This is a genomic window from Rufibacter aurantiacus (assembly GCF_017916345.1).
Taxonomy (GTDB): domain Bacteria; phylum Bacteroidota; class Bacteroidia; order Cytophagales; family Hymenobacteraceae; genus Nibribacter; species Nibribacter roseolus.
In genome coordinates, this window is record NZ_JAFMSV010000005.1 from 367200 (window position 1) to 389728 (window position 22529).

At 51.5% G+C, this 22529-nt stretch carries 19 protein-coding genes; 2 read left to right on the forward strand and 17 right to left on the reverse strand.

Annotation, left to right across the window (positions count from 1 at the left end; translation table 11 throughout):
• Positions 1-109: 109 nt before the first annotated feature.
• Positions 110-1891, reverse strand: a complete 1782-nt coding sequence (locus J3P34_RS20435) for a tetratricopeptide repeat protein (RefSeq protein ID WP_210490484.1) — start codon at positions 1889-1891, stop codon at positions 110-112.
• A 130-nt stretch (positions 1892-2021) separates the two neighbouring features.
• On the opposite strand from J3P34_RS20435, the gene J3P34_RS20440 reads away from it, so the two are divergent.
• Entirely contained in the window at positions 2022-2240 is a 219-nt protein-coding gene (locus tag J3P34_RS20440; protein WP_210464525.1) for a PspC domain-containing protein, read from the forward strand.
• Here the strand turns inward: J3P34_RS20440 and J3P34_RS20445 are convergent.
• The 16 genes from J3P34_RS20445 to J3P34_RS20520 all read right to left on the reverse strand — a co-directional run bounded on the left by J3P34_RS20445 (position 2205) and on the right by J3P34_RS20520 (position 21309).
• Positions 2205-3257 (reverse strand): glycosyltransferase family 2 protein, encoded by a 1053-nt coding sequence (locus tag J3P34_RS20445; protein ID WP_246853824.1) that lies wholly within the window; start codon positions 3255-3257, stop codon positions 2205-2207. The two genes, J3P34_RS20440 and J3P34_RS20445, sit on opposite strands and share 36 nt — an antisense overlap.
• Positions 3247-3582: a YbaB/EbfC family nucleoid-associated protein gene (locus J3P34_RS20450; protein ID WP_210464526.1), complete on the reverse strand. Its 336-nt coding sequence runs from the start codon at positions 3580-3582 to the stop codon at positions 3247-3249. Before J3P34_RS20450 ends, J3P34_RS20445 begins: the two co-directional genes overlap by 11 nt.
• A 230-nt stretch (positions 3583-3812) precedes the next feature.
• Positions 3813-4901, reverse strand: coding sequence for an acyltransferase family protein (locus J3P34_RS20455; protein ID WP_210490485.1), 1089 nt, complete (start codon positions 4899-4901; stop codon positions 3813-3815).
• A 159-nt stretch (positions 4902-5060) separates the two neighbouring features.
• Positions 5061-6710: a T9SS type B sorting domain-containing protein gene (locus J3P34_RS22400; protein WP_210490486.1), complete on the reverse strand. Its 1650-nt coding sequence runs from the start codon at positions 6708-6710 to the stop codon at positions 5061-5063.
• Positions 6707-8212 (reverse strand): histidine ammonia-lyase, encoded by a 1506-nt coding sequence (gene hutH, locus J3P34_RS20465; protein ID WP_210490487.1) that lies wholly within the window; start codon positions 8210-8212, stop codon positions 6707-6709. Before hutH ends, J3P34_RS22400 begins: the two co-directional genes overlap by 4 nt.
• Positions 8212-9594: a histidine--tRNA ligase gene (gene hisS, locus J3P34_RS20470; RefSeq protein WP_210490488.1), complete on the reverse strand. Its 1383-nt coding sequence runs from the start codon at positions 9592-9594 to the stop codon at positions 8212-8214. Before hisS ends, hutH begins: the two co-directional genes overlap by 1 nt.
• 136 nt (positions 9595-9730) lie before the next feature.
• Positions 9731-10984: an O-antigen ligase family protein gene (locus J3P34_RS20475; RefSeq protein WP_210490489.1), complete on the reverse strand. Its 1254-nt coding sequence runs from the start codon at positions 10982-10984 to the stop codon at positions 9731-9733.
• Entirely contained in the window at positions 10950-12065 is a 1116-nt protein-coding gene (locus J3P34_RS20480; RefSeq protein ID WP_345890386.1) for a glycosyltransferase family 4 protein, read from the reverse strand. Before J3P34_RS20480 ends, J3P34_RS20475 begins: the two co-directional genes overlap by 35 nt.
• Before the next feature lie 67 nt (positions 12066-12132).
• Complete coding sequence (locus J3P34_RS20485; RefSeq protein ID WP_210490490.1) at positions 12133-13254, reverse strand: glycosyltransferase family 4 protein; 1122 nt, start codon at positions 13252-13254, stop codon at positions 12133-12135.
• Positions 13235-14545, reverse strand: coding sequence for an O-antigen ligase family protein (locus tag J3P34_RS20490; RefSeq protein WP_210490491.1), 1311 nt, complete (start codon positions 14543-14545; stop codon positions 13235-13237). The genes J3P34_RS20485 and J3P34_RS20490 overlap by 20 nt, the downstream gene beginning before the upstream one ends.
• Positions 14542-15525 carry a glycosyltransferase family 2 protein gene (locus J3P34_RS20495; RefSeq protein ID WP_210490493.1) on the reverse strand — a complete coding sequence of 328 codons (984 nt, stop codon included), beginning with the start codon at positions 15523-15525 and terminating at the stop codon, positions 14542-14544. The genes J3P34_RS20490 and J3P34_RS20495 overlap by 4 nt, the downstream gene beginning before the upstream one ends.
• A gap of 9 nt (positions 15526-15534) precedes the next feature.
• Positions 15535-16476 carry a glycosyltransferase family 2 protein gene (locus J3P34_RS20500; RefSeq protein WP_210490494.1) on the reverse strand — a complete coding sequence of 314 codons (942 nt, stop codon included), beginning with the start codon at positions 16474-16476 and terminating at the stop codon, positions 15535-15537.
• Between the two features lie 20 nt (positions 16477-16496).
• Positions 16497-17588 (reverse strand): glycosyltransferase, encoded by a 1092-nt coding sequence (locus J3P34_RS20505; protein WP_210490495.1) that lies wholly within the window; start codon positions 17586-17588, stop codon positions 16497-16499.
• A 5-nt stretch (positions 17589-17593) separates the two neighbouring features.
• On the reverse strand, positions 17594-18712 hold the full coding sequence (gene wecB / locus J3P34_RS20510; RefSeq protein WP_210490496.1) for a non-hydrolyzing UDP-N-acetylglucosamine 2-epimerase: 1119 nt from the start codon (positions 18710-18712) through the stop codon (positions 17594-17596).
• Between the two features lie 13 nt (positions 18713-18725).
• A complete protein-coding gene (locus J3P34_RS20515; RefSeq protein WP_210490497.1) occupies positions 18726-19850 on the reverse strand; it encodes a glycosyltransferase family 4 protein in 1125 nt (374 codons plus the stop codon).
• On the reverse strand, positions 19837-21309 hold the full coding sequence (locus tag J3P34_RS20520) for an oligosaccharide flippase family protein (RefSeq protein WP_210490498.1): 1473 nt from the start codon (positions 21307-21309) through the stop codon (positions 19837-19839). Before J3P34_RS20520 ends, J3P34_RS20515 begins: the two co-directional genes overlap by 14 nt.
• Positions 21310-21572: 263 nt before the next feature.
• On the opposite strand from J3P34_RS20520, the gene J3P34_RS20525 reads away from it, so the two are divergent.
• Entirely contained in the window at positions 21573-22484 is a 912-nt protein-coding gene (locus J3P34_RS20525; RefSeq protein WP_210490500.1) for a chain length determinant protein, read from the forward strand.
• Positions 22485-22529 lie beyond the last annotated feature (45 nt).

The window sequence follows — 22529 nt, forward strand, 5'->3', positions numbered from 1 at the left end:
AAATTAAGACATGCCGCACAAATAAAAAAACGCATCTGTCTTGGGCGGCAAGTTACAACAAGGTTTCCGTTTTGGGCCTCATTTTCTCAAAACAGGCCTAAATTGGGTTCTATGGTCTCAGGGCCTCAGCGAAAGCCGCCGATTTGTGGTACTGTTTGAACTCCAGGTCATCTATGGCTTTGCCGGCCAGCGCGGGTTTGGCTTTCACGGCCAGTTTCAGGTGCTGGGCCATCAGGTCCTCCTTCTGGCTGCGGGCCCCTATCACGGCCATGAGGTAATGAGTATTGGCATCCTGCGGATACTCCACTAGCAGTTTCTCTCCCAGTTCGGCGGCGCCCTCGTAGTTTTCTTTCAGGAAGTAGAGGAGGGTCATGTTGAACTGGGCGGCGTAGCCTTTGCCGGCGTAGGAAAGGCTGCGCACAGCATCATCGTACTGGCCCACGCTCAGTTCCAGGGCGGCTTTGTCGGTAAAGACCTGCTGCAGCACGGGCAGCGGACCACCCAACCGAATGGCGTAATCATAGCTTTGGAGGGCCTCCAGTACATCGCCGTGCTGGTGGTGGGCCACGGCCAGGTTATAGAACTGCTGGGCGTCTGGTTTGCGGTGGGCGGCGTAACGCAGGTTCAGAATGGCGTTGGCTAATAAATTCTGTTTTACTTTGGGTCGCATCTCCTTCTGCGCCTGCTCATAGAACACCATGCCCAGGTTGTTCAGAGACTGCCAGTTCATGTAGGTCTCCACCGCAGACTCATAGATTTTCTTTTTCTCGGCGAGCAAAGGCGTGAGGGTGGCGGCGTACTGCATCTCGTCGGCGGAGAGGGCATCTGCGTTGGCGCGGTTCTCCACTATTTTCTTGGCCAGAAGGTAGATCTCGTAGTCGCGGCGCAGGTTAGGCTGGTAATCAATGGTCACCTCGGCGTAGCGCAGCACGGGGTACACGTACGTCTCCAGGTAGTCATAGGAGGAGAGCGCCTGCAGTTTTTCCTCTTTTTCCTCAAAGGAACCGGGGCCGTTCACGATGTCCAGAATCTGCTGCACCTGCTCCTCGGGCATGGCCGAGTTCTGCACGCGGCCCAAAAACGCGGCCCAGTTTTTTTGCAGCGTGCGTAAGTTGAATTTGATGTCTGCTACGGTGTTGTTATAAACCTCGGTCTCAATTTTTTGTTTGATGAACCGCTCCACGGCCACGGCTCTGCGGGAAGCCAGGTTGCGGGTGGTGGTCTCCATCTGATCGGGGGAGTGCATGGCCAGGATTTCTATCTTCTGGGTTTTCTGGTTCGTTTTGATGAAATCCTCCAATAACTGCAGGTTGGTGCCGTACCCGTGGCGCAAGGTGGCCAGGCCCTGGTCAAAATAGATGGGGAACTTCAGCGGACCAGGGGCCTCGTTCTTGAAATTCTCTGGTACGTAGGCCGGTGCATGCACGGTCTGGATCAATTGCGGCGTGGTGATGATGCCCTCGGCCAGTACCTTGGATTTGGTGAATCGCTTGCGTCCTTTGGGATCTGTGACCACGCCCTGGGCCATGAGTTGGCCCCTTATTTTGGACGGCGTATACGGGAAGGCAAAAGAGCTGCCCATGGTGGGTTTGCCATCCACGAAATTGTAGTTCCCGAAATCGAATCCTAAAGAGCCCACGTGCTCCTCTACGCCTTTCTCGGCTTTGTAGAACACCCTGATGCCGTAGCGGTAATCATCTCTCAGCAGGTTTTTGGGTAATTGCGCCTGCACCTCTACCGGAACCTGGTTTCCGCGCACCATGAGCACACTGGGCTGGGCGGTAATGGTCTGGCCTTTCTCCACCTTCTTGGCGAATCTGGAAAGGGTACAGCCGGTAAAAAGAAGCAGTAAAAGGAAAAGACTGAGAAAGGAATTTATACGGGGATTCACGAAAGGCATATCTTAACTACAACAAGAAACGTATAGAAACGTTATTAGACTCAAAATTGAATCCTTAGCAATGGGAAAGTTACGGTAGAAATTGTAAATTTATTATCTTAGGAGTTTAACTTTTCACACCATGAAAAATATTCAGTATTTCCTGGAAAGCCAAGCCTTTGGAGTTTGCACCAAAGTAGGGGAAAAGTTAGGCTTCGCTACCAGCAGCATCAGGCTGTATTTCATTTACCTCTCTTTCCTAACGTTCGGCTCGCCTGTCCTGGTGTACCTGATCATGGCTTTCTGGCTTAACGTACGCAAGCACTTACGCCGGGAGCGTAGCACCGTTTGGGACGTTTAATTCCCTGAATTCCTTTTTCCCTTTCACAAAATACTGCCAAACCACGCTCTTCTGGCTCCAGCCGGTAAGCTGTGCCGTGGTTTTATGCACTGGGTTTTCCTTTCTTTTCTCTTTCCAGAACTTCATTTTAGAGAAGAAACTGCGGTGGGCTTTATAGATGGCCTGCACCTCCTTTAATTGTCCTTTCAGTAGAAACTGGGCCGCCGCTACGCCATCCAGCACCAAACGGGTATACAGGATTCTGTTAAGTTCTTCCTCAGCCAGGTTTTTATAGAGCAACGCTGCCCCGTTCCTGAAATTGAGGAAAGTCTTTCTTGGGTTTGATTTGGGAAGGGTGCCGCCGCCCACGTGGTAGACGGTGCTGTGGCCCTGGTAATAGATCTGATAACCCAGGTTCTGCAATCGCCAGCAAAGGTCAATCTCCTCCATGTGCGCAAAGAACCTTTTCTCCAGGCCGCCGGCTTGCCAATAGGCGCTTGACCTGATGAACAGACAGGCACCGGTAGCCCAGAACACCGGGCGCACGTCATCGTACTGGCCACGGTCTTCTTCCAGGGTGTCAAACAGGCGGCCCCGGCAAAATGGGTACCCGTAGGCATCCATGAATCCGCCCGCAGCACCGGCGTACTCAAAATGAGTGCGTTGATGGAAAGATTTGATCTTAGGTTGGCAGGCCGCTATCTGCGGATGCTTCTCCAACAGCTCCACCATGGGCTGGAGCCAATTGGCCGTTACCTCCACGTCTGAATTGAGGAGTACGTAATACGTGGCCTCTACTTGGCGAAGGGCCTGGTTGTAGCCTTCGCAGAAGCCGTAGTTTTCAGGCAGGGCAATGGTTCTTACCTGCGGGTAGTGCTGCCGGAGAAATGGAAGGGAATCATCTGCAGAGGCGTTGTCGGCCACCACTATTTGGGCCCCGGCGCTGTACTGCAGCACCGAGGGTAAAAACTGTTCTAACCAACGGCGGCCGTTCCAGTTGAGGATGACCACCGCCACGGTGGGCGTACTATAATCCAAAGTTGCTCAGATCTAAACCCGGGATGTTGGGCAGCATGCCTTCGGTGTTCTTTTTGATTTCCTCTTTGGCGCGCTCGCCGGCCTCGTCCAGGGCTTTGTTAACCGCGGCTACCACCAGATCAGCGAGCATTTCTTTGTCGTTGGGGTTCATAAGGGTCTCGTCAAACTCCACCTTCAGTAACCGCCGGTCCCCGCTGGCAGTGGCTTTCACCATGCCGCCGCCGGCCTCAGCAGACACCCTTATGTGCTTGAGATTATCCTGGGCCTCTTTCATCTTGGCCTGCATCTCCTTCACCTTATTCATCATCCCGAACATGTCAAACATAATCTTCTCTTTTAGTAAGTTCTATAGAGCATAACGGGTAAACAAAGGCAGAAGATACTTGCTGCCGCTATTCCCGGGTCAAAATTAATGGATTTAGGGGAATGGAAACACCCCGGCATCCATCTGTTTTCACCCCGATTCTGGCAAAAGACTTTAAAAGCGGAAATGATATCTTCTACAACAGACCTGAGAAAAGGCCATGCTTTTTGCAACGGCCAGGAGGTAAGCGGTTACTGCGGTACAGATACCCTGATTCTGCGGACAACTTTACGGCCCAAATGGATAAAAGGCTTTTCAATATAAGTGTAGGTGAAATAAGAGACCAGTACCGTGGTGCCCAGTCCAACCAGGGTTGAAAAAAGCACATTCTCCAGGTGAGGCAATACCAGGGGCAGCACCGTTGCCTGCACCAGGTAAAGCGAATAACTGATGCGCCCCAGAAAGAGAAAGGAAGCCGGGTAGGACCCGCCTCTCAGCAAAAAGCAGGACGTAAATAGGAGATAGGCCGCCAGGAAAGCATTGGTAACAGGCCAGAAACTTCGGGTGCCCAGCGCTTCGGGTACGTCCTGGTGGAACAGGTTAAAATAGGTGATGGTGAATAGTACGCCCAGGGCGGCGACAAAGATGAAAGCCCACGTTTTAGCCGAGGCCTGACCACCCATATACCGGAAATAGACGGTGCCCACAAACATGGTCGCCAACTGGAAACACAAACCCCAGCCGCTTTCAAACAGGTGCAGCACCTGCGTTCCTACCACCCCAACCAGTAGGGCCGAGGCCAGGGCGCCCAGAGCCAACAAAGCACTTTTCTTAAGCAGCCCCACCAGAAACAATCCGGTCACCAGCAGGTAGAAAACCATCTCCAGATTAAGGGTCCAATACAATCCCTGAATCAAAGGTTGCCCTAAGAACTTAGCCAGCATCACGGCATTGGCCAGCAGGCTGGCCGCAGTAGGTGAGGTTCCTTCCATAGAGCCCAGGTAGACGAGCAACAATGTCACCAGAATGCTGACCAGATAAAGCGGGAACAACCGGTAAATGCGGCTAATCCAAAAGGATTTGATGGAATTGGCTTTTTCAATAGAGACCGGGATAATGAAACCGCTGGTCAGGAAAAAAAGAGTTACGCCAAACAACCCGAATTGAAAGTAATCTGTACAGAATTCTGCAAAGGCGGGCGATTTGCTTTCAAGGGCATGCTGCAGCATCACCGCAGAGGCGGCTATGCAACGTAGAAAATCAAGGAATTCTAATCTGGAGGAAGATGCTTGGGCGAATGGCTGGCTTAGGGAGGGCGTGTCTGTATCTATACTTTTCAAGGCGATTCTTGGTTGGGGAGCAGCTTAAATATTGTAATAATAGAAGGTGATAAACCTAATATAGGCTTTTTCTAATTAGTTAAAAAACTCCTGTCAGGAAGTTGTAATTAAAACCCTGAGGATTTTCAGCACGGATTTATAAAACCTGCCCTTAACCGCTTACCTGATTAAAGTAACCGTTCCTTTCTGGGTGATTTTCTTGCCATTGACGTCCACGGCTTCCAGCCGATAGATATAAGCCTCGGGAGGGGAGGGTTTGCCCGCATGGGTGCCGTTCCAACCGGTTTTGGGGTCTTTGCTCTCAAAGATGATCTGGCCCCAGCGGTTAAGGACCTGCAGCGTGAACCTGGAGGCGAAAGGCGTGCCTACCGGGCGGAAGATATCGTTCAGGCCATCGTTGTTGGGTGTGAAAGCAGTAGGGAAGTGGAACTGGAAAGCCTGGTCTATGACGGCGGTGTTAGAGAAACTCTGGTAAGGGGCGTTCTGGGCGGTGGTCAACAGGCGGTAGGTGAGCCGCTGAAATTTCTCCTGCGGTTTTGAATCCAGGTAACTCTGCCCCGAGACAGGAATGCTCCAGTACACCTGCCCCTGGTCATCCAGAAGTTGCAGCGTCTGACTTCCAATACCTGACGGGAAGCCCTGGTAGGAACTCCAGTTGAGTTGAACGCCTCCCTCTGCCTGCAGGGTTGCCGTTAATACAGCCGGGCAGGCGCTGTTGCTTTGGCGCGACGAAACGTTGCAGGAATCAAGGTAGGCAATCTGGTAGCACAAGGGAGCCGCCAGGTTGCCAGGCGAGGCATCCAGGGTGTTTTTGGGCTGTTTTTCCCCAATTAGGCTGAAACCGCCACTGCCTTGGCTCCTGTAAACCGATTGCTCTTTAAAGGTTTCCTCCGCTGGAACAACCGTTTCAAGGTTGACTCTATTCTGGAGGTCAAAACTGGCAATCAGAAGCGCCGGAGCAGGAGGGGTAGTGCCGATGGTTTCTACTTCAATTGGTTGGGAGGCGCTTTGGGATCCGTTTTGCAGAAGCGAGATCAACTGGTAGGTGTACTTCCGGCCGCAGGCTACCTGGCTATCGGTGAAAGAAGTCTGCGAACCCAATAGATTCTGGTAAGGCTGACCGCCCCGGAGTAATTGGTAATTGACCACAGAGCCCGGGCTAGAGTTGGCCGACCAGGAAAGCACATTCTGCCGATCACCTGCCGACACGCTCACCGTTTGGGAACAAACCGTGTTAGACACGATGTCTTCGCGGCCAGAGCAGATATTGGTCACGCGCACCCGGTAACAACCGGTGGTAGGGTTCAAATTAATAGTGTGCTGACTTTGGCCCGCAGCAACGCTGGAGAGGGTTTCTATGGCCGTAAATGGTCCGCCTGCGGAAGTCGCTTTTTCCAAAACCAGATCATTGACCCCGGAGGTCTGCAATTGGATCTGCACCCCTGCGCTCTGCAAGGTCAGCTTCTGCAAAACCGGGGGTGTGGCCGGGGCGGCGGCTTTCACGTCAAAGGTGCGCGGGCAGAAATTGCCTACCCCTTTAAGCTGGGTGACCACAAAACGGCCGGGGGTGGTGAAGGTGTGGGAGATCTGTTTGGCGGAGAAATCGAGTCCGTCTCGGTCATCAAAGTCATAGTATTCTGTGACGGTGGTCTGGCCCGAGTTGTCTTTGAAGGTGACGGTTTCACCCACGCAGAAGGTCTCTACGGGTTGGTTCTGCTGGTTGTAGGCGAGGAAACAGGGCGCCTGTTGTGCCCAGGCCCCAAGGGAAATCCCCAGCCAAAAAAGCAGAAGTGCAAACCGTTTTCTCACGCTATCAATTCCTCAAAGGGGAAGTCTTGGATAAATTTGATGCTTTTTTCAATATCTGGCTGTAAAACGCGGTCTTGCTCCAGCGGAGGCACCTGCGATCTAAAGGCATCCACCACTTTCTCCAAAGCGGGAGAGGTACGCAGCGGCCTTCTGAATTCCAGCGCCTGTACGGCGGCCAACAGCTCAATGGCTAGAATCCGCTCCACGTTCAGCACCACCTGGTAAGCCTTGGTGGCCGCGTTGGCACCCATACTCACGTGGTCTTCCTGTCCGTTTGACGACACAATGGAATCCACGCTGGCCGGGGTGCACAGCTGCTTATTTTGGCTAACGATGGAGGCGGCGGAGTATTGCGGAATCATGAACCCTGAGTTGAGGCCCGGCTCCTGAATGAGGAACTGCGGCAAGCCCCGCTGCCCTGAGATCAACTGGAACGTGCGCCGCTCCGAGATACTGCCCCACTCCGCCAGGGCGATGCTCAGGAAGTCCAGTGCCAGGGCCAAAGGCTGTCCGTGGAAGTTGCCGCCGGAAAGAATCAGGTCTTCCTCGGGAAAAATGTTGGGATTGTCCGTGACTGAGTTTACCTCAGTGGTGAAAACCTTTTCGGCGTATTCCAGGGCATCAAGGCTGGCGCCGTGCACCTGCGGCACGCACCGGAAAGAGTAAGGGTCCTGCACCTGCGGTTTTTCCTTTTGCTGCAATTCACTGCCGGTCAAAAGCTGCAGGATGCGGGCGGCGGTCTTCCTTTGCCCGCCGTGGGGTCTCACGTTGTGGATCTGGGGCAGGAAAGGGGAAGCCAATCCGTCAAAGGCCTCCAGGGAAAGCGCGGCCAGCACATCGGCGGCCGCTGAGATCTGGCGGGCCTTGAGGCAGATAATGGTTCCGTATGCAGTCATCATCTGGGTGCCGTTCAAGAGCGCCAATCCTTCCTTAGCCTGCAGCCGGATGGGTTCCCAACTGAAGATATCCAAAATCTCGTGGCCCTTAAGCTTGAACTCCTGGAACCGCACCTCGCCCAGGCCCATCAAGGGCAGGCAAAGGTGGGCCAGGGGCGCCAGATCGCCGCTTGCGCCTAATGAACCCTGTTGGTAGACAATGGGGTAGACCTCTCGGTTGAAGAAAGCCAACAAGCGCCGTACCGTGCTCAACTGCACCCCGCTGTACCCGTAACTTAGGGATTGCACCTTCAAAAACAGCATCAGTTTCACTATTTCCGCCGGAATCTCCTCGCCGGTGCCGCAGGCGTGCGACATGACCAAGTTCCGCTGGAGGGTTTCCAAGTTACCGGGGGAGATGGTGGTGTTGCAGAGCGCGCCAAAGCCTGTGTTAATGCCGTACTCCGGTTTTTGCGCCGAGGTCAGGTGCTGGTGCAGGTAGGCATGGCTGGCGTCAATTCGCCCCTCCACTTCCTCAGACAGGGCCAGCGTGGCTCTGCTTTGCAGAATGCCCTTGATCTCTCTGAGCGAGAGCGGGGCCAGGGAAACCAGGTGCTGTTCGGCCATTATTTAGCGGAGTTGTTTTGCAGGGTGGTCAATATATCCTGGAGCGGGAGTTTTTCCTGGGAGCCGGTGCGCATGTTACGCAGGTTCAAAAGGCCGCTTTCCATCTCCTCAGAGCCTACCAGCAGCACGTAAGGGATCTTTTTCTGATCGGCGTAGCCCATCTGCTTCTTCAGCTTCGCCGATTCAGGGTACAGTTCCGCCGAGATACCTGCCGCCCGCAGCGTCTGCAGCACGGGCAGGGAGTAGCGCATGGAGGCCTCGTCAAAGTTCACGATGAGCAGCTGCGTAATGGTTTGGCTTTCCTGCGGGAACAGGCTGAGTTCCTCCAGCACGTCAAAGATGCGGTCTACTCCGAAGGAGAATCCCACGCCTGACACGCCCGGCAACCCGAACATGCCCGTTAGGTTGTCGTAACGGCCGCCGCCGCTAATGCTGCCCATCTGCACGTTGTTCACCTTCACCTCAAAGATACAGCCGGTGTAGTAGGAGAGACCTCGGGCCAGCGTCACGTCCAGCTGTATTTTAGCCTTGTTTACGGTAAAACTGTCCAAAAACGACAGCATGCTGCGGATGTCACGCAAGCCGCGTTTCCCTTCTTCTGAGTCTTGCAGCAAGATGTCCAGCTGCGGGAGCAAATCAGCAATATCGCCGGTGAGGTTGAGGATTGGCCCAAGTTTCTCCACGGATTCCTGGGAGAAATTCTTTTGGCGCAGTTCCTCGTTCACGGCCTCCTGACCAATCTTGTCCAGCTTGTCGATGGCTACACAAAGATCTGTTTCGCGGCCGTGGGCTCCGATGCCCTCAGCAATACCGGCGAGCAGTCCGCGGTGGTTGAACTTGATGGTGAAATCGTCCAGGCCCAGGTTGCTCAGGACCTCGTCTATCATGAGGATGATCTCGGCTTCGCAGAGGAGCGAGTTAGTGCCTACCACATCGGCATCGCACTGGTAGAACTCGCGGTAGCGGCCCCGCTGCGGACGGTCGGCGCGCCACACCGGCTGGATCTGGTAACGCTTGAACGGGAAAGCGATGTCGTTGCGGTTCATGACCACGTAACGGGCGAAGGGCACGGTAAGGTCATAGCGCAGCGCCTTCTCAGAAACTTTGCGGGTAAGCGGCTTGTAGCCTTGCTCCAGGTCCTGGGCAGATACCTTGCTCAGGAAATCACCGGAGTTGAGGATCTTGAAAATAAGCTGGTCTCCCTCATCGCCGTACTTGCCGGTAAGCACACTCAGGTTTTCCATGGCGGGCGTCTCCAGGGGAAGAAACCCGAATTTCTCGAAGGTACGCTTGATGACGGAGAAGATATAGTTGCGTTTCACCACCGTGGCGGGCCCAAAATCGCGGGTGCCCTTAGGGATAGAAGGTTTGTCTTGGCTCATGGATGATTTTGCTAATGCTGCGAAGATAGCAAATTCATACATGATTCAGGCCAGTTGGGCCGGTAACCTCATGGAACGCAAGCCTCGTTTCAGGGCTGTTTTCCTGAAATCATGCTTAAAAGGGCGGAGGGAAAAATTAGCTTTGGTTCCGGTCTGTTTTTGGGGCAAACACCAGGAGGGCTATCAGAAAAGAAAACAGCAGCGTTCCGTCTCTGCGCTGCATGAGTGATTCTGTTAAGCAGCAAATGGTAAAAACGGCCACAAAACTGAACAGGATAAAGTCTTTCTTTTGGTAAGCTTCCTTGAGCAGGAAAAACACCAGCACCGCAAAGGCCAGCACCCCCAGAATGCCCAGGGAAACCCCGTACATGAGGAACTGATTGTGTGCATCGTACCTGGCATTTACTCCCTCTTGGAAACCGTTATACTGGTAGCTTTCCACCAAGGCTTCTTCAGATTGGCCGGGGCTTACGCCCAGCAGCGGATGTTCCTGGATGACATCCACTGCCGAAGTCCACATCATCTTCCTTTGGGTAACGCCCGCGCTCTCACTGAACTTGATCCTGAGGTAGGTTACTTTTTGAAACACCAGCACGCTGGAGGCAATCGTGAACAGAATCACGCCAACCAGCACCACGTATTTCCCGGCCCGGAACGCCAGGTAAACGCCCACCAAAGCCATCACCAACACTGTAGCCACCAGCGCGGTTCTGGAGGCTAATAACGCCTGAAACCCAAAGTAGAAAACGCAGAAGAAAAGATGCAGCAGAAAAGATGCCTTGTTCCGGGTAAACTTAGTGGTATACAGAAAGTAGCCGTGGATTAGAAGGCAAGCCCCAATGTAGAGGCTGTAATATGGTGCATGAAAGCGGATGTTCTGGGGCAGGAAGTAGGAAAAGAACGTCCAGTCAATGAGCTGGAGTTGTTCCCAATGCTGGGGGTACTTCTCAAAGTATTGCCGCGTAATATCAACGGAAGCGTAGACCGAGAGGCAAAAACAGCCCAATGAGAAAAACAGCAACGCTGTATTGATCTGCCTTCTGGTAAGTTGCCTGTAAAACAAAATGGGCAGCAAGGGCAGGGTGCCCTGCAAAACAATGAAGTTCAGCGTGGCTTTGGTCTGGAAGCTGTACACCAGCGATAAAATACAAAGCACATAGTAGAACCCAATGGCCCTGAACACCTGGCTTTTGAAAATGGACCCCAGGCCGTTCCCCTGCCGGTAGACATTCCAGACGAAGCCCGAGAGCAGCACCAGCAGGAATTCGGTTTTGAAGTTAGACCTCAACGGAACGGCAACGGCATATACGTAAACCAGGAAAGCAAAGACCTCTTGGCCAAGGGCGCTTTTTTTACTAGTTGTATCGCCTAAGCTCATCGTATTTCTCATATACAAACTGCCGCATTTCGTCTCTGAACCTGATTTGGTTGAACTTCTCAACAGATGATCTGATGATTTGTTTGTCATACAGGGCTCCTCTGCCTTCAAACAACCTGATGGCTTCTTTCAGGCTTTCCTTCTCCTGGGTAGAAAAGAAAATACCGGTATCAGGGGTGATGGTTTCCAGTGCGCCTCCTTTGCCCAAGGCAATCACGGGTGTGCCGCAGGCCTGGGCCTCTACCGGCGTGATCCCGAAATCCTCCTCGGCGGCGAAGACAAACGCCTTGGCCCGCTGCAGATGGTCTTTCAAAACCTCAAAAGGCTGATATCCCAGCAACGTCACGTTGGCTGCGGCACTGGCTTTTATTTTATCATAGTCTGGACCTTCGCCAATCACCACCAATTGCTTGTCTGGCATCTCATTGAACGCCTCCACAATGAGGTCAATCCGTTTGTAGGGCACCAGGCGCGAGGCGGTGAAGTAGAAGCTCTCCCGTTTCACCGAAAGCGAAAAATTCTCTACGTCTACCGGCGGATAAATGACGGTGGCCTCGCGGTTGTAATTCTTCTTGATGCGCCGCGCGATGTACTTTGAATTGGCCACGAAATGGTCTACCCGGTTCACGGTGGCCACATCCCAGTTCCGGAACCGGTGCAGGATCAGTTTGGCCAGCATGCCTTTGAGGCCAGAATTCAGGCCGGATTCCTTCAGGTATTGGTGGTACAGGTCCCAGGCGTAGCGGGCCGGCGAGTGGCAATAGCAGATATGCAGCTGCCCCGCATGGGTCAGAACGCCTTTGGCCACGGCGTGGCTGCTGGAAATAACCACATCGTAGGCAGACACGTCCAGCTGCTCAATGGCCAGGGGCATCAAAAAAAGGTAGTTGCGGTAGTGTTTCCGGGCGAATGGTAATTGCTGGATGAAAGTAGTGGTGGCGGTTTTATTGAAAATGTGCTTTCTCAGGTGATCGGGCATGAAATCTATGACCGAGAACAGGTCGGCCTCCGGGAAAATGCGTAGGAGCTGCTCCACCACTTTTTCCGATCCGGAGTAATCCACAAACCACTCATGTACAATCGCTACTTTCACAAAGAATAATTATGATGATGCAGGTGTCCTGCGATATAGCCTCAATTTGTTCCTGTAAGAAGTTTCTTTAACCTGATGTCAGCAAACCTTTCAGAACGCTCAGGTGCCGGGCCGCTGATTTCTCCCAGGTGTATTCCTCTATTTGTTTTAAGCCTCTTTTTACCAGATCGGCCCGCAAACGCTCGTCTGTGAGAACGGTTTTCAGCAGGGCCCTGAGCTCCTCGGCGTCCAGGGCCCGGAAGTACAGCGCCGCGTCACCGCAAACCTCGGGAATACTCGCCGATGAGGAGGCCACCACCGGACATCCGGAGGCCATAGACTCCAAAGGCGGCAACCCAAAACCCTCGTACACCGACGGAAAAACCGACAAAGATGCGCATTTGTACAGGAATGGCAATAGTTCATCGGGCACAAAACCGGTAAAATGAACCAAGCCACGCAGCGAAGGTTGCTGCTCCAGAAACTGGAAAACCTCCTGATCCGGCGTGATAAACCCCTGTTTCTGACCCACTATCACCAAATGGTACTTTGCTTGTAGCGGTGAATCCAGACCAGCATAGGCTTTCAGAAGTGTAATCAGGTTTTTGTGGGGCTTCACATTACCCACGTACACCAGATAATTTTCTGGGAGCTCCGGCAGGGCGTCCTTAAGCTGTTTTGATGCCGTTTCCGGTAAATCTGCCCTAAAACGGAGCGTGTCCACCCCGTTGTAAATGACACTGATCTTCTCAGGAGGGCAGCTGGTGTACTTCACAATCTCTGTTTGGGAGAAGTGGGAGACGGTGATGACCTGGTCTGCCAGCCGCACCGCGGCTTTCATAACCGCTGTGGCATACACCTTCTGCGCCAGGGGCAAGGTATGCCGGTAAGCCAGGTGGTACGTGTCATGAATGGTCACCACCCTTTTCTTTGCCCTGATAGGCAAAAGCGGGACATTGTACTGCGGCGACCAGAAAATATCACAGGGCGGGATTTTAGAGGCCAGTTCAAACTGCTCTTTGATGGAGTAGATGGCCGCCTCCGCCGGGATAACCTGTACCGAAGATGCCCACGCGAACTCGTTGATTTCTTCAGGCTTACCCAGTACCGACACCTGAAAAGAGGGTAGAAGAAAGGGGATCAATTGCTTCAGGTAAACTCCTATCCCGGAGGAATGGACCATGCGGGCATCAATGACTAGGGAGGGCATTCATTCGTCTTTTGGAGATAATACTTTGCGCTAAGAGCAACCCGAAAAGAATCCAGTACAGGATATAGTTCACCTTGCCAATGAGGGCGGAGTTGATCAGGCTCCCCGCAAAGAAATACATACTGGCTCCCAGAAAAGCCAGGCAAAGCTGTCTCAGGAGGAGGTTGTCTGCAAAGTAAAAGGTGTGCAGCGCATAATAAAAGCAGATGAGGTACAAACAGAAGTGAAACAGACCCAGGAAAACACCATTTTCCAGGAAAAGCTGCAGCCAGTACCCATCAGTAATGATCATGCTGGTGGCGTCGCTGCTGGGGCCCTGCGTCCCGGTTCCCGCCCCAAACAGATAATTTTCTTTGAGGAACTCCAGGGAATTGTCTATCTGGTTGTAATGCTCTGTGGTGGAGGCGATGGTGCTGGCCTCCTGCCCGGTCACCCTTCTCACGATAAAGCTGTCTTTGTAAAAATAAGCCAGAGAAAGGAGCGTGATCAACAGTACAAAGCTAACCAGGATGATCCTGATCACGAAGTTGATGGTGAACCTTCCGTAGTGTAGAATCAGAATGGTGCCGCTTGATAATAGGAGGCCCACCAAGGTAGCCCTAGTGAAAGTGAAGATGTTAGCGGTGACAATGATAGCCAGATAAAGCAGGTAAATCTTTTTACCTGTGGTCAGCAGTTTGGCTACCAGCACAGAGAACAAAGTAATGGTGAAACTGGCGAAAATGATGGTGTTGCCCAACAGGGCGGTGGGCCTCACAATTTCCTCATTGTAGAATTGGAAGGTGCCTTCGCCCCTGAGGGCAAGGAAGGAAAGGGGCAGTTTAGAAGAGAACTTAAATTGGAATATGGCATAGAGACAAAGGATAACTCCCACCAGCACGATGGTAGCCAGGCTGTTGTCAATTGGCTTTTCTTTCCTGAACAACAGCGGGATGTAGATAATAGGGGCGGCGTAAAAAATGGTATTCCTGAGGCCTAAAACCCTTTCCCTTATGGAATTATCGTCAATGAAAGAGAGCTTTAAAGTGGTGAGGAAGAGTAAAACAAGCCAAAACAGGGCAAAAATGGCGTAATCTGTATGGACCTTTTTTTCTGTTAAACCAAAAAATGCCAGGGAAAAGGCGGCGTGGGCCAGGAGAAGCCCAATGAGTAGGTCAATCAAGACCGTACCCAGATTCAGCTTGGTGAAGGAAAGGAAATTGGTGATAAAGCCACTAAACAGCAGCGTCACTATTAAGAGTAATAGTAAGATGTGGGAGATGGAAACCTTATACTGCGCTGCCTGCTTCATTTAGTCTGGAGGATCAACTTGAATACTGTGGCGGCTCTTTTAAACTGCAGCCTAGACACCCGCAGCAAAGCAGAGGCCATGAGTAACAAATAAAGCTGAAGGGTTCTTTGGGGGTAGAACTTCCTGAAAAAAATAATTTTGCTTCTGATGCCGTGGTAATCGGCTAAGGCGCTTTTCTGCTTACCGGAGGAACTTGACCCGATGGTTTGTCCCTCTTTGTGGTAAACCCGGCTAGACCACACGTACCCTAAACCATATCCGGCTCTTTCCGCTCTTTGGGCCCAGTCCAGCTCTTCAAAGTAAAGAAAGTAATCCTCGCTTAAAAGCCCAACCTCCTCCAGAAACTTTCTACTGACAAAGAGGGAAGCGCCAATCACGTAGTCCTGCTGCAGCGCTGGCACGTTATGCTGTGGGCCATCCGGTTCTCCCTCCGCAAGGTGATGGGTGGTGAAAGTGCGTAGATCCAGCTTACCGCCCAGGGCTTGTATTACCTCGGGTTGGTGATAGTACAGCAGTTTTGAGCCCCAGATGCCCACGGGTTTAACAGAGCTTTGGTCAAATTGGGCCCTTTTCACCAACTCATCCAGAGAATCATGGTCAACAGTAGTGTCGTTGTTCAGAAGCCACAGGTAATCATGGTCATTTTTCTGCAAGACATGTCGTATCCCCAAGTTGTTGCCTGCTGCGAACCCCGCGTTTTTGTCGGCCTTGATAAACACTACTGGTGGGTTTTGTCCAGAAAGGGCACTGCTTTGGGTGGCTTCGCTTTCTTTCAAAGCCAAAAAGGAGGGAAGGTTATCTTGAGCCCAGCTGGTTAGATGAAGAAATGACCCGTTGGGAGAATCATTGTCCACCACAATGATCTCCTTGTTTTGGTAGTTTAGTCTCAACAGGCTTTCCAGGCACTCTACGGTGTCTTGCCAGCTCATGTAGTTGAGCACCACAATGTATACTTTGGGTTGTTGTTCCTGCACGGTCATGTTCCTCTCTTATCCTCTTAAAAGGAGGCTCAGGTTATTTTTCCAGGAAGACCTGTAAAACCGGTATTTGATCAATTGCTGTTTTCTTGCCAAAAAGCCTTTGTCTTTCAAAGAGATAAAGGCTTCTAAAATCCTTTTATTAGCCAGGTTCAAGGATAGCCTGTTCTGATGGTGTAAGTGAAAAGCTTCGGCTTGTTTTATCTCGTCTGATAAAAGCTGCAGATTGTTTTTCAGGGCTTTTTCCAAAACAAAGGCTAAATGACGGAATAAACCTTTGCGCCGGGCACCCACTGCATTAAAAGAATGCTGCCGGTATAGAACTGTTGGCTCGCATAGGTATTTTACCTGGCCAAAGTAGCTGGCCGTCAGGAGCAGCCAGACATCATGCATGAGCGCTTCCTTTGGAATAGGCAGTGCCAGATCTTTCGTGGCCTTATTGAGGAGGATGGTGCACCCTGTAGCCACGTTTTCAACCAAGGCCCGGTTTAATGAATTATTCTCCGGGTTTAGCCCCATGTGGTGCCAATAGGAGGCATCTATCACCTCCAGGTTTTCATCCACCACCTTCAAATCGGTAAAGACCAGGGCGGGTGTTTCTTTGGAAGAGCTTTTCTCTAGTTCCTGCAGACGGGCTAGACTCGTCTTTAACTTATCTGGCAACCAGACATCATCCTGGTCACATAAGGCAATGTAGTCTCCGGTGGCGGCGGCCATGGCCCGGGAAAAATTCTGGACCACCCCGGCTTGCTGGGCGTTAGCGTGAATAATCAGGTTGTGCCTGTTCCAAGAAATTTCCTTAAGGATCTCAAGGGTTCCGTCTGTTGATCCGTCATCGAATACAATGACTTCAAGGTGTTGGTGGGTTTGGGCAAAAATAGAGGCAAGCTGTTCCCTAATGTACTTTGCCCCGTTGTAGGTAGCCAATGCAATTGAGACCAGCGGTTCTGCCATAGACTTTTCAGGTAAAACGGTTATTGTGCAGACGCCTCTGTCTGGAAGAGAGCCTCTTCAATGGTCAAGGGGTCTTGCAGCAGCTGTAAGACAATCTCTTTGTTCTTTTGGCTTTTCAGTTTGGTTAAACCATCGTTCAAAGATCTGTAGTCCAGAAACTCATATCCCAGGTCGGCAAAGTCCCCAATGTCCTGCAGCTTTACAATAGGCGTGATGCCAAAGTAAAGGTACTCAATCAATTTGGTGGGGCTGGCCACCCGGTTCAGGATATGGTCATCTCTGAGAATGAACCCATAGTCTGCCAACGCATAATAATAGCCCAGCATGGAAGGAGGCACGCTTCTGAAGATGAAATCAGCAGTGTTGCAACCCACCTGCTTTGCCACTGCTTTTACCGCCTCTACCTCGCCGCTGAGGATGATAAATCTGTAGATTGGGTTCTGGAACCTTTGCATGCACTGAAACATGAGGTCCACATTCTGCCATTTCTGAGCCGAGCCGCTATAGATAAACACTACCTCTGAACCGGTAAGGCCTAATTCTTCCCTGATTTTGTTTAGTAAACCTAAGTCTAATTCAGCCGGTATGTTGGGTTTGATGGAGTAAACCAGATGGTTTCTGTTTCTGATGGCCGGGTGTTTCTGAAGGTAATACTCCTTCATTTTATGGGTCACGTAAATGAAGGTATCTACAAAAGGCACAGCCTCCTGTTCAACCCATGTAAATAGCCTGCTTTTCTTTATTTCGCCTGAAAACGCAAGCTCCTCCGGTACCACGCCGTGCACATCAAGTACCACCTTCGTTTTACGGTTGTTGAGCTTAAGGAAAGGTAAAGCAGGTAAAGCATTGAAAATAGAGTGGATGTAAACCAGGTCCGCCTGCCTAAATATCTGCAGAATCAGGTAGAAGTGGGTGAAAAGGTTTAGCGTAAGAATGGTGAGCTGCCCCTCCCTTAATTCAGTCTTTCTGAAGGCCCTTACCAGCCTAATATTCAGATATGTGCGTCTATGCCCTTTCAAGCAGTCATCAATGTGTTTGACCCGCTGCATCATTCCTTCCCCAATGGTGCGGTCTGTAGGGTAAGGCGCCACGAAAACAATTTCTTTGGGCATCTTGACTACAGTTTGATTTCCTGGAAAAGCGAGACAATCTGTTGGGAGGTGGTACCATCTCCGTAAGGGTTGACGGCATTGGCCATGGATTGGTACACCGGCTCGTCTGTGAGCAACTCAGTTACCTTCTGCACGATGGCTTGCCGGTTTGTGCCCACCAGCGCAGCCGTGCCTGCCTCAATCCCTTCGGTTCTTTCGGTAACGTCCCGCATTACCAGCACCGGTTTGCCCAGCGAAGGAGCCTCTTCCTGGATTCCTCCCGAGTCGGTGAGCACCAGGTAGCTTTTTTCCATGAGCCACAGCAGGTGAGGGTACTCCAAAGGAGGCAGCAAGTGAATGTTGGGCAAATCGCTTAAAACCCGGTTCACTACTCCTTGCACATTGGGATTTAAATGCACCGGGTACACCACTTCCACCTCATCAAACGTCTGGGCGATTTCCTTTATCGCGAGGCAGATGTTCTCAAAGGGTTCGCCAAAACTTTCGCGGCGGTGACCGGTCACCAGGATGATTTTTTTGGTAAAATCCAGGTCCTTGAAGAACTCCTGGTAAATCACCTCGTCATGTTTGATAATGCTCAAGCCTAAATGCAGCGCGTCAATAACCGTGTTTCCCACCACAAAGACATTGTCCTGAATGTTTTCCTGGGCCAGGTTCTTCTGGGCAGCCGGTGTAGGCGCGAAGTGGAAATCAGCGAGGTGACCAATCATGATCCGGTTGCCTTCCTCCGGGAAAGGGGACTGCCGGTTGCCGCTTCTCAGGCCTGCCTCTAAGTGGGCTACTTTTATCTTCTTGTAATAGCTGCCCAGCGCGCCCAGAAAGGCCGTGGTGGTATCTCCCTGCACAAACACCAGGGAGGGCGCACAGTCTTCCAAAACAGCTTCCAGGGCTTTCAGGCCATTGGAGGTGATGTCAAACAGACTCTGATCTGGCTGCATGAGGCTGAGATCATAATCTGGGGTGATGGAAAAGAACGCCAGCACCTGGTCCAGCATGTGCCGGTGCTGGCCGGTGATGCAGGTAACGGTCTGGAAGAGCTCAGGAAAACGGCTGAATTCTTTGATCAAAGGCGCCATTTTGATGGCTTCCGGGCGCGTGCCAAAGACAAAAAGGATTTTCTTCATGGATTTGCGTTTCCTATTCCTTCCTTTCGCCGCCGACCAGGGATAAGATCAAGTCCCGGTATTTTTGGCCCATGGCTTCTACCGAGTAGTTCTGGGCGGCAGCAAGAGAAGTGGCGTGACTCATCTTCTCCATTTGGTCACGGTGGGTGTACAGATAGGTGATTCTCTCTGCAAACATATCTATATTATCATTCCCATCAATTAAGAAACCGTTTTCCCCGTCTTTTATTACAGGGGTGGTGATATTCTCCAGCCTGGTCACCAAAGGAAGACAGCCGCACACCAAGGCCTCCAGCAGAACTACGCTGAACCCCTCGAAAAACGAAGGCATGAGCATCACATGGCTAGAAAGCAGCAATTGGTACACCTCTTTGGTTTGGAGGGAGCCTGCAAACCGGACCACCCCCAGAAGGTTCTTTTCCCCGAATAACCTTTTCAGTTCAGCTTCATCAGGACCGGTGCCTGCGATGATGAGGTGCAGGTCCAACCCTCGTTTTCGGCAGTTTTCCAGAATCTCAGGCAGGAAAAAGACTCCTTTTTGGGCGTGCTCCAGTCGGCCCACAAACACCATGGTGAAGGGCTTGCCCTGTCTATTTTCTTTTAACCCGAAGGTCTGCGGAAGGTCCACGCCGTTCCTGATCTGGTAAATGCTGCTGTGCGGCGCCCAGTGTTTTGCCAGTTCCTCTACCAAAGGTCCCACCGCAACCACGGCATCCAGGGATGCGGCATGCATGAGCCCAATCTCAAAGATGGAGGAATCAGTGTTGTGTAAAACCGAAACGGTCCTGGTTTTGGAAAAACGTCTTAGAAACGGAACCGCCCGCTGGCCATACCGGGTATGGTTGAGGAAAATGACATCGTACTTCTTCTGGAAAATGTATTTCAAAGCCTTTAAGTAATGGAAAGTTCTCTGCAGTTTGGTCTCAAGGCCCTTATGCGAAAGAAAGATACCATTTAGGCTGGTTTCCCTTATCTGGTCAAACCAGGCACCCTTTTCAGAAAAGACAGTTATTTCTACCTCCATGCCCTGGGCCTGCAGATACTTGCCCAGACGTAGCAAGGCCATTTCCATGCCGCCGCCGTGGAAGGCATAGGTGAAGATGCCTATTTTGATGGGCGCTTTTTCAGGCTTTGCCATTTTTGAGCAGAAATTTAGAAAACAGCCTTGAAACGCCCATCCTAACCTCGTGGCTGATCACCATTTTAAAGAGGATTAATTCCACCACCACTATGGCTACAATTCCAAAGAGGAAACGGTAGCTATTGCTAACAGCCAAGGAGGCGACCACGAGTAAAACGCTGAGCAACACCGCCGCCAGGATCTGTTTCACCAGTTGGGCAGCAATATGCTTACGGAGCAGGTAAAGGCTCAGAAAATTAATAAACAGGTAAGCCGCGCCGCTTCCGTAGGCGACGGCATTGGCCCCGTATGCCCCCGCAAACAGGTAGGTGGCAAGGATAAGTAAAAGGCCATAGGTGAGGTTGGTGGTAAACCCGATCCACATTTTGCCCGTGGATTGGACAAACGCCCCCAAAACACTGCCGGCGCTGGCCACAATCACGCTCCAAACGGACCCGATGAGCACATCCCGGCTGTTTTTGAACTCCTGGCCATAGATAAACAGAACCGTGTCTGGGAAGAACATAAACAGGGTGCCTACCGGGAAAATCACCAGCACCGTAATGCTCTGAAAAAGCCCCAAAGTTTTATGGGAAGAAGAATCCTCGGTCCCGGATAATTCCGCTGAAAGCAGCGGAAGAAGCACCTGGGCGATGATGTTGGGCATGAGCATGAGCAGGTTCTTCCACTGGTTGGCCACGTTGAGCTGACCCAGTTCAGAAAACCCAGCCACCTGCCGCACCAGCAGGAGATTGGTGACCCAGACCGCGGCAATGACCGAGAGGTTACTCAGAAGCGCCGGTACCGCGAATTGGCGTAAAATGGAAACTTCCTCAAGCACGCCTTTGAATTTGATGCTTAAACCAAACCGCTTTAAGTTATTTTTCAGAAACAAGAAAGAAATGAACACGCCCAACCCTGAGGAGAGGGTAGTAGCCATGACCGCTCCGTTAATACCAAACAGATATGACCCTATGAAGGCCGCTGCCATATAAAGAATGCCCCTGAGCAGGTTACTCAGTCCTATACCCGGGAAAGCCTCCAGGCCCGAGAGTACTCCCAGGGTCACCCCGGAGATGGCATTGAAAAAAATCTGCGGCGCCCCAATCCGGAACAAAGGATTCAAGCGCGGTTCCTGGATAAAAGGCTCCGTAATTATCTGGGGCCAGAAGAGCAGAAGCAGCGTGGCGCCTAAACCCAGGACCAAAGAAAAAGCCAGCGCCAAACCAATGATCCTGCTGGCTTTAAGGGGATTTTTCTGCTTGTGTTCTGCTACGTATTTAGTGGTGGTAAGCCCAAAACCCAGACCGGCAATCTCCCCTAACAAAGCAAAAGTGCTCACCGTCAGGCTGATTTCCCCGTACCCGGTTTGCTCGAAAAAGCGGACCAGGAAGATAGTTACCAAAAGATTTGAGCCTTGCAAGCCCACGGTGCTTACCAGAATCCAGAAAGCGCCTTTGTTGAACCTTCCAAGCAAGCTTTCAGAGAAGAGAAGGGAGCTTAGCTTTTTTTTTAATTCAAATATCATCAGGTATGGAGGAGTGGGGAAAGCAATCGTAAGCAGCGGTTGAATTGTAATCAGCTTAACCTGCTTGCTTGTAAGTGCTTATGGTAAAGTATTGGTGCCATGGCTGCTAGGATGAACCAGCCAAAGATAGAGAAATAAGAGGGAATGCTTTTCTGATTGATTTTATAAAGTTTTTTCTATTTTTGAGGCCTTCAGTTCCATAAAAACGCACCATGAACAGAATATCCCGGGAGGAAAGGTCAGCCGATGAAATCGACTTGAGGGTGGTTTTTGAGAAGATAGGTTACCTTTTCAAAAAGGCTTTCGGCTATGTCAAGAGTGCTTTTCTGTTGGTACTCCGCCGGTGGCCTTTCTTCCTGCTGCTGACGTTGCTGGGGATTGGGTTAGGTTATCTGGACTTCAAAAGCAAAAGACCTTTTTACCGATCTTCCATGACCGTGTTGCCGGCATCGGCCATCAGGAACGAGTTTTTTCAGGACCAGGTAAACAGATTGTCTAAACTGGTGCAGGACGGGAACTTTGAGGTGGTCGCCGCTGACCTTAACATGAGTGTGGACAGTGCTTCCCAGATTAAAGCCATCGGGTATTTCAACATTGACCCAGAGAAAGTTCCGGCAGACAGTATACTTCAGGGGGCGCCCTTCAGGGTAGATGTGGAATTGTATGACCATAAGTTTTTCACTCCGGTGCAGCAAGCGTTGTTAAGGCATCTGGACAACAACCCTTATTTCTCCAGAAGCACCCAGGCCAAGCGGGAGCAGATGAGAAGCATGATTGAAAAACTAAGGGTAGATATAGCCTCCATTGACAGCATCAAGCGGGCCGCCATCGAATTGAGAGGACCTGTGAATGGCTTTGTGTACGGTGAGCCCCTGGACCCTACTAACCTTTACCGGCAGAGTGCCGAGTTGTTTGAAAAGCAGGCCTATTTAGAGGCTCAGTTGCGGAATCTGGAGACTGTACAGGTGGTGGTGGGTTTTGCCCCCATTACGCACCCAACCGGACCCAAAGAGAAACTGCATTTGGTGGTCGGCGCCTTGCTGGGTTTCCTTGCCGCGTTCATATTGGCGGTTTGGTACGAATATAGGTTAGTACAGAGAAGAAGGAGAATTGAAAACCTGTAGAAACCTACGTTTCTCTGGTGGAAACCAAGAAAACAGCCCCAAAAC